General features: G+C 65.1%; 8 protein-coding genes. 6 read left to right on the top strand and 2 right to left on the bottom strand.

All coding sequences use genetic code 11. From position 1 onward, the window contains the following. Window positions 1–100 precede the first annotated feature (100 nt). The gene (locus C9412_RS20980) at window positions 101–8,962 is read left to right on the top strand and encodes a calcium-binding protein (RefSeq protein ID WP_107230569.1); all 8,862 of its coding nucleotides are present in this window, start codon (window positions 101–103) and stop codon (window positions 8,960–8,962) included. 91 nt (window positions 8,963–9,053) lie between these two features. Here the strand turns inward: C9412_RS20980 and C9412_RS04800 are convergent, their stop codons facing one another. Beyond that, entirely contained in the window at window positions 9,054–10,058 is a 1,005-nt protein-coding gene (locus C9412_RS04800; protein WP_107230568.1) for a LysR family transcriptional regulator, read from the bottom strand. A gap of 121 nt (window positions 10,059–10,179) precedes the next feature. On the opposite strand from C9412_RS04800, the gene C9412_RS04795 reads away from it, so the two are divergent. The 5 genes from C9412_RS04795 (at window position 10,180) to C9412_RS04775 (ending at window position 14,445) form a co-directional block, all read left to right on the top strand. Then, entirely contained in the window at window positions 10,180–11,097 is a 918-nt protein-coding gene (locus C9412_RS04795; RefSeq protein ID WP_107230567.1) for an alpha/beta hydrolase, read from the top strand. Between the two features lie 25 nt (window positions 11,098–11,122). Then, entirely contained in the window at window positions 11,123–12,058 is a 936-nt protein-coding gene (locus C9412_RS04790) for an alpha/beta hydrolase (RefSeq protein WP_107230566.1), read from the top strand. Between the two features lie 41 nt (window positions 12,059–12,099). After that, complete coding sequence (locus C9412_RS04785; RefSeq protein WP_107230565.1) at window positions 12,100–12,873, top strand: SDR family NAD(P)-dependent oxidoreductase; 774 nt, start codon at window positions 12,100–12,102, stop codon at window positions 12,871–12,873. A gap of 18 nt (window positions 12,874–12,891) precedes the next feature. Further along, window positions 12,892–13,530, top strand: coding sequence for an SDR family oxidoreductase (locus tag C9412_RS04780; RefSeq protein ID WP_107230564.1), 639 nt, complete (start codon window positions 12,892–12,894; stop codon window positions 13,528–13,530). A 183-nt stretch (window positions 13,531–13,713) separates the two neighbouring features. Beyond that, window positions 13,714–14,445 (top strand): hypothetical protein, encoded by a 732-nt coding sequence (locus tag C9412_RS04775; protein WP_107230563.1) that lies wholly within the window; start codon window positions 13,714–13,716, stop codon window positions 14,443–14,445. A 16-nt stretch (window positions 14,446–14,461) separates the two neighbouring features. On the opposite strand, the gene C9412_RS20975 is transcribed toward C9412_RS04775, so the two are convergent. Continuing rightward, window positions 14,462–14,932, bottom strand: a complete 471-nt coding sequence (locus tag C9412_RS20975; protein ID WP_107230562.1) for a hypothetical protein — start codon at window positions 14,930–14,932, stop codon at window positions 14,462–14,464.

Genomic DNA, 14,932 nt, shown 5'->3' with positions numbered 1-14,932 from the left:
TGGCAGAACGGCAGAGCGCTCTGTGGGTTCCTCTTCCGGTGGCGTGCTTCGGCACTCCGCTGCACATGACGATACGACCAATCAACGAAAGGAAACGGTGATGGCTGCAGATGCGATCAATGATGCAAAGGCGATGCTGCTGACCGAGATATCAGCGGCCCTTGCGGCCAACCTGAAGCTCGGGCTGGATCGGGTGAGGCCAGCGGACGGGACCGGTGCAGTTCCTCCTGACCAGCTGCTCGCCATGTACAAGGATGTGCTGGAACAGAATACCGAGCTGCTGAGCATCTACGCCAGCCGGTTCCAGCTGGAAGGAAACGCCGATCTGCTGGCGTGGTGCCAGGGCATGATCGCCGACACGCAGCGTCAGCTGGCGCTGGTCAACAAAGACCAGGAGCCGGCCATCACCCTGAAGGATCTGGCCAGCGGTGTGATCAGCTCGCTGGACGAGCAGGGCAAGCACATCTCGCTGGGCGGCTCGGAAAAGGTCTTCGGCGTGGTGGGCAAGGGACTGGACCGCCTCGACGTCATCCAGAAGATGCTCGACGGTGACTTCAGCGCGGCGGCGGCCGTGTTTGCAGGCAGCGCCGTCAATACCGTCGTAACCGGTGTGCTGACCGGCGCGGTGGTCGCGGCGGGCGTGGTCTCCTGGCCGATCGTTGCCGGCATCGCGGTGATCGGCGCGGTGGCCGGTATCGTCGGCGGCAACATGGCCAACGACCTGGTCGAGGACTTCTTCGAATTCGCCAAGGAGCCGGAAGACCTTCGCGACGATGCCTACAATTCCATCGTCTTCCAGATCCAGCACGGCGGCAGCAGCTACCTGCCCGCCATGGGCGACTACCTCAGCTTCGGCACCTCCGGCGATGACCAGCTCAGCGCGCAGTATCTGCAGGGCAACGGCAGCATCCTGATCGGCGGAGGTGGCAATGACAGCCTGCACGGTGCCGAGCGCGTGGACCGCCTGAGCGGCGGCGCCGGCAACGATCTGCTGAAGGGCTATGAAGGCAACGACGTGCTCAACGGCGGTGCCGGCAATGACGTTCTGGAGGGCGGCAAGGGATCCGACCGGCTGGAAGGCGGCACCGGCTTCGACACCTACGAGTTCCACCTGGCCGATTTTGCCGGCGGATCGCAGGACATCGTGGTCGATACCGATGGCATCGGCAAGATCACCTTCGACAACGTCGCCATCGGCGATCTCTCGGTCAATCATGTCTCCCGCGACGGCCTTGGCTGGGAAACCCAGGACCGCAAGTTCCGCCTGCAGGTGGTCGGCAGCGGCGATACCTCCTCGCTCATCATCACCCACCGCGAGACCGGCGGCCGCATCGTCGTACGCAACTGGTCCAATGGCGAGCTGAACATCACGCTGCCAGGCCTCGGCCAGCCGGGTACGCCCGAGAATCCGTACGCGTTGACCAACGAGAACGACCAGGTCGGCCACGATGGCGATCCGGATGAAGTACGCAGCGGCAACGACATCATCAGCGCGATGGGCGGCAATGATGGCGTGGACGGCGGCTATGGCGACGACTGGATCGACGGTGGCCACGGCAACGACCTGATCCTTGGCGGGCCGGGCAGCAACCGTCTTCTCGGCGGACTGGGAGACGATGTGCTACTCGGCATTCCAATGCTGCTGGCATGGACCGTGCCGAACGATCTGGAAGGCTGGTACGAGGACATGCGCGAACGCAACGATGTCCTCAATTTCGGCAAGGGCTGGTACACCCACATGGAGGGTCACGCGCCGGTCAACGGTGACGCGACACAGAACCTGATCGGCTTCCAGGTCAGCGCCACCTACGACAACGGGCAGGATCCCTGGGTCGAAACCGATTCGAACGTGAGCCCGAGTGGCGACGATGAGATCGACGCCGGGGACGGCTCGGACGTCGCCTACGGTGGCGAAGGCGATGACAACATCAGTGGTGGCACCGGCAACGACCTGCTGATCGGTGGCGCCGACAACGACTACATCCGCGGCGAGGAGGACAACGATCTCATCCTGGGTGATGACTTCGCTGCCGCCGGCGGCATGTGGGATTTCGTGGCGACGCAGATTTCCAGCCAGGCCAATACCTCGGGCAACGACACCCTGATCGGCGGAGCGGGAAATGACCGCATCTACGGGCAGGGAGGCCACGACATCATCGACGGCGGTGAAGGCGATGACATCCTCCAGGGCGACCGTGTCGACTATGGGCTGGGATACTCCTACAACGTCGGCGGCGTGGCCGGGGATGACTTCATTGATGGCGGCGAGGGCAACGACCAGATCTACGGTGACGGCGGCAACGACACCCTGCGCGGCGGCAGCGGCAACGACATGATCGTTGGCGATTCCATCGGGATCGATGGATCGCTGCATGGAAACGACACGATCGATGCAGGCGAAGGTGCCGACACCGTGATCGGCCTGGGCGGCAACGACGTGATCCGGGGCGGTAATGGCAACGACATTCTGCTCGGCGACGGCGCCCTCAGCGATGTCGGCGCAGACTTCCACGGCAACGACACCCTGTACGGCGAAGCGGGCGACGACGAGCTGCAGGGCAACGGCGGCAATGACTTCCTCGATGGCGGCACCGGCGACGATCTCCTGTCCGGCCAGGATGGCAACGACACCCTGCAGGGCGGCGACGGCAAGGATGAGCTGCAGGGCGGCGACGGCCAGGACACGCTGTCCGGTGGAAACGACGACGATCGCCTGTTCGGCCAGGACGGTGACGACGTACTGAGTGGCGATCACGGCAACGATGAGCTGTATGGCGGCGCGGGCAATGACCGCTTGAGCGGTGGCGCAGGCATCGACAAGCTGGGCGGCGGCGTCGGCAATGATGTCCTGGATGGAGGCGATGGCAACGACACCCTGGACGGCGAAGCCGGTGACGACACGATCTATGGCGGCGCCGGCAACGACACCATCGACGGCGACGACGGCAGCGACCTGGTCTTCGGTGGCGCCGGCGATGACGGCATCTATGGCGGCATCGGCAACGACGAACTACACGGCGAGGACGGCGATGACATCATCTCGGCCGCCGAAGGCAATGATCTGGTCCTTGGCGGTGCCGGCAATGACATGCTCAACGGCGACGCAGGCAACGACGATGTGCAGGGCGGAGACGGCAACGATCACCTGACCGGCGGCGACGGCGAGGATGTTCTGACCGGCGGTGCAGGCAACGATCTTCTGCGCGGCGGCGCAGGCAACGACCGTTTCCATTTCGAGTCCGGCTTCGGCGCCGACCTGGTGGTTCTGGAAGATGCAGGCGCAGGCCAGGACACCATCAGCTTCGGCAGCAGCATCGCTGCCGAAGACCTGACCTATACGGCCCATGGCCTGGATCTGGTCATCCTTCACGCCAGCGGTGTCGACTCCATCGTCGTGCGCGGATTTTTTGCGGCAGGGATGGCCGCAGCGGTGCAGCTGCCCAATGGCACGGTCTTTGATCGGGCCTACTTCGAGCAGCTGCTGTCCATCCCCGCACCGACCGGCGTGGGCAGCGCGGGCGACGACCAGATGGTCGGCACGGAGAACGCAGACAACCTGCACGGCGGTGGCGGCAATGATGTCATTCATGGCCTGGCCGGCGACGACTTCCTGTACGGCGGTGCCGGCAACGACACCCTCAGCGGCGGGCTCGGCGGCGACGTACTCGACGGTGGCACCGGCAACGACACCTACATCTTCAACTTCTACGACGGCTACGACTCGATCCTCAACCTGGGCGAGGCGGACGCGGGCAGCGATGTGATCCAGCTTGGCACGTCGATCACCCGGGACATGATCAACAACTTCCAGGTCTCCGGAGACGACCTGATGATCGCCTTCCGGCAGGGCGCCGACTTCGCCAGCATCTACCTTGAAGGATTCCTCTCGGCAGCCAACGGCACGCATCGCATCCAGTTCGCCGATGGCACCTGGTTGTCGGCGCAGGATTTCCGGGGCAACTCCGATGCATGGGTCGGCACCGACGGCGATGACCTCTACCTTGGCACCGCCGCCAACAACAATGTGCAGGGCGGGCTCGGCAACGATGAGCTGCACGGACTGGCCGGCGACGACCGCATCTTCGGCGGCGCGGGCAATGATCGGATCTTCGGCGGCGCGGGCAACGATTCGCTGGACGGCGACGGCGGCATCGATGAGATCGATGGTGGCGACGGTGACGACCAGCTGTATGGGGACGACGCGATCTCCGGCCCCGGAGAGTACGACGTGCTGCGCGGCGGCGCGGGCAACGACCGTTATTACGTCGGTGCCGGTTACCAGGATGCGCCCAGCCCGGATACGGTGATCGAACTGGCGGGCGAGGGCATCGACACCGTGTATGCGGAGTCCTACTCCTACACCCTTACCGCCAACGTCGAGAACCTGGTGGGCGTCTACGCCTCCACCTTCCTGTACTGGCAGAACCCCGAGTACTACGGGTGGCGCGTCAACATCCCACGCAAGTTCGTCGGCAACGACCTGGACAACACCATCCAGATCGGGCCTGCGCCCTGGAACGGCAACCACGATCAGCGCCTGTACCTGCTGGACGGTGGCGCTGGCAACGACACCCTGATCGGCAGCATTGCCGATGAGATCTACGTCGTCGACAGCCTGGGCGATGTCATCGTGGAGACCGACACCGGTGTCGGCGCATCGTTCGATACCATCCGCGCTTCGTTGTCCTACTCGCTGGCAGACCACGCCAACATCGAGCGGCTTGAACTGTGGGGCGCCAACGCGCTCTCCGGCTGGGGCAACAGCGGCAACAACATCCTGGTCGGCCGCACGTCCGATGCGGCCAATCACCTGTATGGCGGACTCGGGGATGACACCTACGTCATCACCGCCAAGGATGTGGTGGTGGAGAATGCCGGGGAAGGCATCGACACCGTGATCATCGATCACGTCGACGAAGTGAGCAGCGCGACCCAATGGTTCAACGTGGCCGACTACGCCAACGTCGAGAACCTCTCGCTGGGCAACAACCTCAGCCTGGACCTGTACTTCAGCGGCAGCAACAACGAAGGCGCCTTCAATGCCAACCTGCGTGGCAATGCCGGCGACAACCGACTGGTCGGCAACGGCTTCAGCAATGAACTGCGCGGTGGCGGTGGCAACGACACCCTGGTGGGCGGCGAGCGCGAGCTCAACACGTCCTACGCCACCGGCCGCGACTACCTGTACGGCGAGGAAGGAAACGACCTCCTGCAGGCCGGAAGCGGGGGCGCCGACCTGTATGGCGGCACCGGCAACGACACCCTGGAAGGCGGCACCGGCAACGATGACTTCCATTACGCGCGGGGTGATGGCCAGGACACCATCGAGTCCAAGGGCTATGGCGTCTCGACCCGCGACCGTGTGATCTTCGCTGCCGGCATCGATCCGGACGACATCACCTGGTCGCAGGTCGGGCTGGATCTGGTGGTCCAGGTGGGTACGGATCCGTCGGACCGGATCACCGTCAGCGGATACTGGCAGGAAAGCGATGCGGGCATCGTTCTCAGCCAGCGCATCGACGAATTCGTGTTCGCCGATGGCACCATCCGCAAGGGCGGGCTGGATCGGCTGCCGTTCACCAACAATCCGCCCGAAACCCTGATCTATTACTTCGATCATGAGGCGGTGGGCGAAGAGGCCTTCACGCTTGCACTGCCGGCCGGCATGTTCCGCGATGCGGCCGATGACTCGCTTTCCTTCAGCCTGGGCAACGGCAGCCCCGAGTGGCTGGCCATCGACGCGAGCACAGGCGTCATCTCCGGCAGTCCGCCCAACGGGGGTGGCGAGTACACGGTGCAGATCGTCGCCAGGGACAGCTGGGGCCAGACCACCACCTCGTCGCTGTCGCTGGGCGTGCGCAATGTCATCCGCGGCACCGCCGCGGCGGACTCCCTCACCGGCACCCAGTTCCGCGACGACATCCATGCCGGTCAGGGCAACGACACGCTGACAGGCGCGGGCCCCGGCGATCGTCTCTACGGTGGCCAGGGCGACGACACCTACGTGGTCACCGACGCCTCCCAGCAGATCATCGAACTGGCCGGCGAAGGCCACGACACCGTACAAAGCTCGAGCTACACCTACACGCTGGGCGAGCAGGTCGAGGGCCTGACGCTGCTGGGCCAGGCCGTCGAGGGCATCGGCAACCAGCTGGACAACCTGATCATCGGCACCGACGGTGACAACCTGCTCGACGGAGGACTCGGCAACGATCGGCTCGTCGGCGGGCTGGGGGACGACATCTACCGCGTCGACTCCGTATCGGACCAGACCGTGGAGCAGGCAGGCGAGGGCATCGATACGGTGCTGGCAGACCTCAGCTGGCAGCTCGGCGACAACGTGGAGAATCTCGAACTGGTCGGCACCGGGCACTGGAACGCGACCGGCAATGCACTGGACAACCAGCTCATTGGCAATGCCGGCAACAACCGCATGGAGGGTGGCGGCGGCAACGACTGGCTGCAGGGCGCGCAGGGCGACGACTACTACGTGACCGGTTCGGCCCAGGAGCGTGTGATCGAAGAGCTCGATGCGGGCGTGGATACGGTCGAACGGCGCTTCGAAACCAATCTGGTGCTGGCTTCGAACGTGGAGCACCTGGTGCTCGGTGCCGGCATCGTGACCGGCAATGGCAACGGCCTTTCCAATCAGATCACGGGCAATGCTGCGGCCAATCGACTTTCGGGTATGGATGGCGACGACACCCTGATCGGTGCCGATGGCGACGATCAGCTGTGGGGTGGCACTGGCCTGGACATCCTGCACGGCGGCAACGGAGCAGACTACCTGGACGGCGGGGCCGGTGCCGACCAGCTGCGCGGCGGCGCCGGCAATGACGTCTACATCGTGGACCACGCCGATGACTCCGTGATCGAACTGGCGGGCGAGGGCACCGATCAGGTCCAGGCGTCGGCAAGCCACGTCCTGTCGGCCAACGTGGAAAACCTGTTCCTGACCGGCACCGCCGCCATTGCCGGCACCGGCAATGATGCCGCCAACTACATCGCGGGCAATGCGGGCGCCAACACGCTCAATGGCGCCGGCGGCAACGACACGCTCAGTGGCGGTGCGGGCAACGACCTGCTGATCGGCGGCTCGGGCAACGACGCCTACCTGGTGGATGCCAGCAGCGGCAGTGACACCGTCGACAACACCGGCGGCGGCAGCGACACGCTGTTCTTCGGCGCTGGTGTGAGCCGCGAGCGCCTGAGCTTCTCCCGCAACGGAAACGACCTGCTGATCTCCATCGATCAGTCCGCCACGCCGGCAGTGCGCGTGCTCAATCACTTCCTCGGCGGCGACGCGGCAATCGATTTCGTGCAGCCCGACGGAGGCAACACCCTGACGGCTGCGCAGATCAACCAGATCGTTGCCGGCAACGGCAGTGGCTTCGATCAGGTGGTGCAGGGCACAGCGGCGGGCGAGCAGCTGGTCGGTGGCGCCGGCAAGGACCTGATCGAAGGTCTCGGCGGTGCCGACACCCTGTTCGGCATGGGCGGCGATGACACGCTGCGGGGGGGCGACGGCAACGATCAGCTGGCCGGTGGCAGTGGCAACGGCACCGGCTCGGGCAACGACATCCTGGAAGGCGGGCTGGGCAATGACACGCTGCGTGGCGAGGACGGCACCAACACCCTGAGCGGTGGTGCAGGTGATGACCAGTACGTCTATGGCGGCGGCACCGATGTGATCAACAACACCGGCGGCGGCACCGATTGGCTGATTTTCCAGAACGGCATCGGCACCGCGCAGCTGGCGTTCACCCGCGATGGCAACAACCTGATCATCACCGTCAATGGCAATGCCAGCCAGCGGGTGACGGTGACCGATCATTTCCTGGGCGGCGACTTCGCCCTGGATTACCTGCAGCCCGCCAGCGGCTCGGCGCTGAACACCGCCGCGATCAATGCGCTGGTCTCCAACAACGGCGGCGGCAGCAATCCGGGCGGCGGATCCCCCGGTATGGGCAACGACGCGGATTACCCCTCGGTCAAGACCGGAACCGCGGCCGGCGAACAGATTGTCGGCACCAGCGGCCGTGACCTGATCAAGGGGCTGGCCGGTGATGACACCCTGTTCGGCATGGGCGGCGACGACAAGCTTGATGGCGGCGATGGCAATGACTACCTCTCCGGCGGCAACGGCAGCTTCAGTGGCTCCGGCAAGGACATCCTCATCGGTGGCGCCGGAGACGACCAGCTGGTAGGCGAGGACGGCGACGACATGCTGTTCGGAGGGACCGGCAATGACACCTACTTCTACACCGACGCGTCCGGTGCCGACACCATCGACAACACAGGCGGCGGAACCGATTGGCTGTATCTGGAGGGCATCGACCGCGCGCGCCTGGCTTACCACCGCGATGGCGACGACCTGATCGTCCGTGTGGATGGCAGTGCCAGCAAGCAGATGCGGGTGCTCGGCCACTTCCTCGGTGGAGAGCGCGCGATCAGCTTCGTCCAGCCGGGTGATGGCGGCTACGCGATCTCGGCCGCCACCATCGCTGGGCAGCTGACCCCGCTGCCGGCGGCCCGGGCTGCATCCAGCGCCACCGCAAGCCCGGCGGCGCCGCTGGATGCGCCGTTGCCCAGCCTCGCAGACGAGGCTTCCGCCTTCGTCCAGGCGATGGACGTGTTCGATGACGGCCACAGCATCACTCTGCCGTCCACGGTGACCGCGGCGCCGGTTGTCGCCCCGCCGCTTGCCGAGGCTTCCGCCCAGGACGTCTCACCACCGACGCTGCGCACCTCGTCGTCGATCCGGGCAGGCGACACCGCCGCATCGCTTGCGGAGCTGCAGCATCTGGTGGACAGCATGGGCAGTTTCGGCGGCAAGGGGGCTGAGCTGGCGCTGGGCAGCGAAGACGACCCGCAGGCCAGCCTGGCCCAAGGTCACGCACTGACGGGGGGGCGCCTGAATCCCCGCTACAGCGCCAACGCGGTACGCCAGCTGCTGCTGTGATGGCCACTGCGGGAGGGCCAGGAGGCCCTCCCGCAGGCAGCTCTTGGCAAGGGCGGGGGACAGGTGGGGGGTGCCGTCTGCTCAGCCTGCGCTATTGACCCGACACCGTCCTGCCCCGGCTGCCATGCCTTCTTTTCACTCGACGATCCTCGGTGGCGGCGCGCGGGTGGCGGGGAGCAACCAGCTGCTCGCGGCGTTCAACCAGGAAGTCCATCAGTGCCCTGATCTTTGCCGGCATCTGCGCACGTGACGGCACGTACAGGAAGAAGCCCGGGAAGGGCCGGCACCAGGGGGCGAGGACGCGCACCAGCGAGCCATTGGCCAGGTGTTCGCGCACACATAGATCGATGTGGCGAATCAGCCCTACACCCTGCAGCGCGGCGCGCAGCATGCTGTCGTCGTCGTTGAACACCGCATTGCCCTGCGGCTCGAACACCAGCTTTCGACCCTCGCTGCCTGGCGCCGCGAACGTCCAGTGGTCGATGGTGCCGCTGGAGGTGAAGCGGTAGGCCAGGCAGTTGTGCCGGATCAGATCGGCCGGGCTCTGCGGCAGGCCGTGCCGCTCGAAGTAGGCCGGCGAGCCGACAATCGCCATCTCCAGGGGCGGTGTAATGGGAACGGCCACCATGTGCTCATCCAGGCTCTCGCCAAGCCGGATTCCGGCATCGAGACCGTTGGCCACCAGGTTGGAAAAGCGGTCATCCATCACCAGTTCCAGCCGCAGTTTGGGATAACGCGCCAGGAACTCGCCCATATGCGGTTCCAGCAGCAGCCGTGAAGCGACCCGCGACGAGTTCATCCGGATCACCCCGGAGGGCTCGGCGTGCACCTCGCCCAGTTCTCCCACCGCCCGTTCGATGGCGGTCAATGCCGGCTGCAGCACGTCCAGCAGCTGCTGCCCCTCTTCGGTCAGCGACATGTTGCGGGTCGTGCGGTGCAGCAGCCTGACGTCCAGCCGCTCTTCCAGTGCTTTGAGGTGCTGGGAGAGAGCGGCGCGGGTGATCTCCATCTCGGTGGCCGCCTTGGTGAAGCTGCGGTGCCGGGCGATGTGGGCAAACCAGGTCAGCGAGCTGACCAGAGAGGGCTCGATGGGCATTGTTTAGCTCCACTTACGGCTCATGTCTCCGGAAGACTATTTATCAGGCCCAATGCGGTCAATAGCATGGGCTTCGTCGGCACAAGCACCGGCCACCTCACACCCACAGCGGAGCAGGCACATGCGCAACGTCACGTTCAAGAATCTCAACGGCCAGGGCGTCACCACCGCGGCCACCCTGTACTTCCCCGAAGGCTTTGACGAGTCCCGCAGCTACCCCGCGGTGGTGGTGTCCCACCCGGGCGGCGGCGTGAAGGAACAGACGGCCGGCCTGTACGCAAAGAAGCTGGCCGAAGCCGGTCTGGTCACGATCGCGTTCGATCGTTCCTACCAGGGTGCCAGCACCGGCGAGCCGCGCCAGCTGGAGAACCCCTACATCAGCACCGAAGACGTGAGTGCGGTCATCGACTATCTCACCACATTGCCGTACGTCGACCCGGACCGGATCGGTGCCATGGGCATCTGTGCCGGTGCAGGCTACAGCGCCAACGCCGCCATCAACGACCGCCGCATCAAGGCGCTGGGCATGGTGAGCGCGGTCAACATCGGCCAGATGTTCCGCAACGGCTGGGAGAACACGGTCAACGACGCAGATGCCGTGGGCTACCTGGACTTCGGTTCCAAGGCGCGCAGCACCGACATCGCTTCGGGCCAGTTCGCCACCATCCCGCTGGCACCGCTGCGCGAAGAAGACGCGCCCAATGCCGAGCTGCGCGAAGCCTGGGAGTACTACCACACCCCGCGCGCCGAACACCCCAACGCCCCGGGCTTCGCGCTCACCCGCAACCTCAACCAGATCATCACCTACGACGCCTACCACAAGGCCGAAGCGTTCCTGACCCAGCCGATCCTGGCGGTGGCCGGCAGCGTGGCCGGCAGCAAGTGGATGAGCGATGACCTGCTGTCCCGCGCCGCCAGCACGGACAAATCCCTGCATGTGGTTGAGGGGGCGAATCACATGTCGCTGTACGACGTGCCCAACTTCGTGGAAGAAGCGGTTTCGGTGTTGGCACCGTTCTTCCTGAGTCGCCTGAAGTAGATCAGCCCACCAACGAGGAGAACGCATGAACACAATTTCCATCAAGACCGTCAGCTATCCGAACCTCGGCTGGCAGACGGCGGCCGATCTCTACCTGCCGGCCGGTTTCGATGAAGCCAGGAAGTACCCGGCCATCGTCAGCACCCATCCCATCGGCAGCTGCAAGGAACAGACGGCCGGTAATGTCTACGCCAAGGGCCTGGCCGAGCAGGGCTTCGTGGTGCTGGTGCACGACGCCAGTTTCCAGGGTGCCAGCGGCGGCGAGCCGCGTTTCATTGAAGATCCGGCGATCCGCGTTTCGGATATCCGTTTCGCGGTGGATTACCTGCAGTCGCTGCCGTATGTGGATGCGGGTCGCATCGGTGCCATCGGCGTCTGCGGCGGCGGAGCCTACACCATCCACGCCGGCATCACCGACCATCGCCTGCAGGCGCTGGTGTCCATCACCGGCGTGAACTACGGCCGGCTGATCCGCGAGGGCTTCGCGCAGTTCAAGCCGCGCGAGCTGGCGGCCAACATCGCCAGCATGCGCAGCGCCCAGGCGCAGGGCGCTGCGCGTGATGTCGCCAACCTGTTGCCGGAATCGGTGGAAGCGGGCAGGGCTGCGGGCATCACGGATATCGATGTGCTGGAGGCCACCGAGTACTACAAGACCGCACGCGGCCAACAGCCCAACGGCGCCACTCGCCAGCTGATGTCCTTCAGCGGCGCGGCGATGGGCTGGGATGCCTTCCTCAATGCCGAGGTGCTGCTGACCCAGCCGCTGATGGTGGTGATCGGTGACAAGCCCGGCGGCTTCGGCGCCTATCGCGATGGCTGGGAGATCTACGGCCGCGCCGCGTCCGAGCACAAGCAGATCGTGGTGGCCGAAGGCTGGTCGCACTACGACCTGTACGACAAGCCGGAACCGGTCGCGATCGCGATGGCCCAGGTGGTTCCGTTCTTCAAGGCCCATCTCTGACCGGTCGGCAGGTCGTCAATCAGCACGCAAAGGAAGTGAACATGAATGCTCTTCTGTCTGGGAAGACCGCCATCATCACCGGCGCCAGCAAGGGTATCGGCCTGGCCACGGCCACGCTGTTTGTCGAGCACGGCGCCAACGTTGTCCTGACCGCCCTCAATCAGGCCGAACTGGATGCGGTCGTGGAAGACATCCAGGCCAAAGGCGGACACGCGCTGGGCATCGTCGCGAACTCGGCCGATCCGGCAGCACCCGGGCGTGTGTTCGGCAAAGCAATCGAAGCGTTCGGGCAGGTCGATATCCTGGTGAACAACGCCGGGTATGGCGACATGATGTCCATCGAGGAGTACACCGACGAGCACTTCGACGAAGTGGTGCAGGTGAACTACGCCGGCGTGTTCCGCTTCTGCCGCGAGGCGGTCGGGCACTTCATGCCGCGAGGGAGCGGAACCATCGTCAATGTCACCTCGGTGAACGGATCACTGCCGCTGGGCGGCCTGGCGTACGTCTCCACCAAGGCCGCCGTGAACGCGATGACCACCAACATCGCGGTCCGCTTTGCAGGCACCGGCATCCGCTGCAACGCGGTGGCGCCGGGCAACACCGATACGCCGATGGCCCGTGATTGGGCGGCCGGCAAGCTCACCGGGGGATCGACCATGGTTCCCTACATCACCAAGCACACCGACCAGTCCCTGCCGTTCACCCAGCCCGAGGACCAGGCCAACGCCATCCTCTATCTGGCCAGCGACATGGCACGCGCCATCACCGGGCGGGTGCTGGTGGTAGACAACGGCGCCTACATCGGTGCCTGACCACAAAGGAGTTGCATCATGAAGAACGTACTGATCCTGGGCGCAAGCGGCCAGATTGCCCAATGGGTGATCACGTCGCTTGCCGCAGAGAAGGATGTGCAGCAGACCCTGCTGCTGCGTGACCCGAAGAAACTGACGGGCAAGGAGCCGGCCAACGCGAAGGTGGTCATCGGCAACGTGCTGGACAAGAAGCTGCTGAAGGATGCCGTTGCCGGGCAGGACATCGTCTACGCCAACCTCACCGGTGAAGACCTGGACAAGCAGGCGCAGGCGGTGATCGCGGCGATGAAGGCCACTGGTGTCGAGCGCCTGATCTTCGTTCTCTCGCTGGGCATCCATGACGAGGTTCCGGGCAAGTTCGGCGAATGGAACAACGCCATCATCGGCGAGGATCTCAAACCGTTCCGGCGTGCGGCCGATGCCATCGAGGCGTCCGGGCTGGACTACACGATCCTGCGCCCGGCCTGGCTGACCGACGAGGACGAAGTGGACTACGAGACCACTGAAAAGGGCCAGCCGTTCAAGGGCACGGTCGTCTCGCGCAGGAGCGTGGCCGACCTGATCAGCCAGATCATCGCCAATCCGTCTCGCCACACTGGCGGGAACCTCGGAGTGAACAAGCCAGGCAGCGACGGCGACAAGCCGTATTTCATGTAAGTAGAGTCGAGCTTGCTCGACTACGACCAACCCTCACACCAAGCCTCACCCGGCACTTCACCAACAATCGCCAACAGCAGCAGGTGATCCCCAGGCAGGCAGCTGCCCCTGCATGAAGCAACTGTCGCGGCAGTCGGCTAGGATGATGCCGCCGGCATCCGCGCCGGCGGGGCAGGGGACGCAATGGACATGCAGATAGGCGGCGGAGTCGATTCGCCGGACCAGACGAAGCAGCAGGAACTGACCTTCCACTGGCTTTACCAGCGGGTGCAGGGGTTGGTTGAGCACAGCATCTACCCCAAGACCGGCCGGCTGGAGAAGTGGTCGTTGCGCGTAGGCGCACTGGCGGCCGCCATCGGCATTCTCGGCAGCCAGCTGCCTGATCGATGGCTGCCGCTTGCGGCCGCGCTGCTTCTGGTCAGGGTGTGCCTGGCGGTGGAGATCGGAGGCTTTGTCATCGGCGGCTTTCTCGCGGCCCGCCGCGGAATCCGCCAGTTCGTGCAGCCACGGCTGTCGCACGCGCAGGAAATGGATGGCGAGTTTGCCCAATGGCAAGCGGTGATCGCCGAGCTTCGAGGATTCCCCAGGGTCGAGCGTGAGCGCCGCCTCAAGTACGTCACCCACCTGCGCACAAGCATGATCGAGCGCATGGGGCTGATCTACGGCGGCCTGCAACGGCTCGGGCCATTTCCGCTGCTGATCGCCCTCTACCTGCAGTTCCGGGAGTGGAAATGGGGCGACTGGAGCAGCGCCTTTGACGTCGGCCAGCTGGGCGCATTCCTCATCTGCGCGCTCGTACTGCTCTATCTCACAGGATGGCTGTTGACCGGGCTGCGCACGCGCCTGGACACCTACGTCGCCCTGCTGGAAGGCTCCACCCACGAACCCGAGCCCACGCCGCCCACCTCCCCGTAGCGTCGAGCTTGCTCGACTACGACCAACCCTCGCATCGCATATCCCCAGCCACATCACCCGCCATCGCCAACAACACCCGATCCATCAAGACCGGCTCCGGCACCCCAACCAGCAGCTGTTCCATGTAGTCCAACGGCTCCAACCGCCGCTCCAGAGACGCCCGCAACGCCAGAACCTCGGGCGCCCGCTGAGACGCATCCAGCGATACCCGCATCGTCAGATGCTGTGGCTGCCGCTCCAGCCACAGCACCGGAACGCCTTTGCAGTGAATCCGCAAAGACGCACCCCGCTGCGTCTCGACGAACTGGAAGCCCTGCTTTTGCCGGGCCTCCACGAACGTCATCGCCTGCTGGCGCAGCTGCGAAAAGCGATCATCCGCGATGCTCTGGAATGCCAGCCGCTCGGGCACGGACGGCGACAGCCAAAGGACGGGCGCCGCCACCGCCGCTGCCAGGCACAGCGCCGTGGCGGCCCAACGCCAACCCAC

It is taken from the genome of Stenotrophomonas sp. Nf1, from assembly GCF_003028475.1.
GTDB lineage: Bacteria > Pseudomonadota > Gammaproteobacteria > Xanthomonadales > Xanthomonadaceae > Stenotrophomonas.
The sequence above is the reverse complement of the archived record's forward strand: the minus strand, read 5'-3'. Positions and strand labels throughout refer to the sequence as shown.

Excerpts from the sequence above, each read along its gene's own strand:
- C9412_RS04785 (WP_107230565.1), top strand. The coding sequence starts at position 12,100 with ATGAATGCTCTTCTGTCTGGGAAGACCGCCATCATCACCGGCGCCAGC.
- C9412_RS04780 (WP_107230564.1), top strand. The coding sequence starts at position 12,892 with ATGAAGAACGTACTGATCCTGGGCGCAAGCGGCCAGATTGCCCAATGG.
- C9412_RS04775 (WP_107230563.1), top strand. The coding sequence starts at position 13,714 with ATGGACATGCAGATAGGCGGCGGAGTCGATTCGCCGGACCAGACGAAG.
- C9412_RS20980 (WP_107230569.1), top strand. The coding sequence starts at position 101 with ATGGCTGCAGATGCGATCAATGATGCAAAGGCGATGCTGCTGACCGAG.
- C9412_RS04800 (WP_107230568.1), bottom strand. The coding sequence starts at position 10,058 with ATGCCCATCGAGCCCTCTCTGGTCAGCTCGCTGACCTGGTTTGCCCAC.
- C9412_RS04795 (WP_107230567.1), top strand. The coding sequence starts at position 10,180 with ATGCGCAACGTCACGTTCAAGAATCTCAACGGCCAGGGCGTCACCACC.
- C9412_RS04790 (WP_107230566.1), top strand. The coding sequence starts at position 11,123 with ATGAACACAATTTCCATCAAGACCGTCAGCTATCCGAACCTCGGCTGG.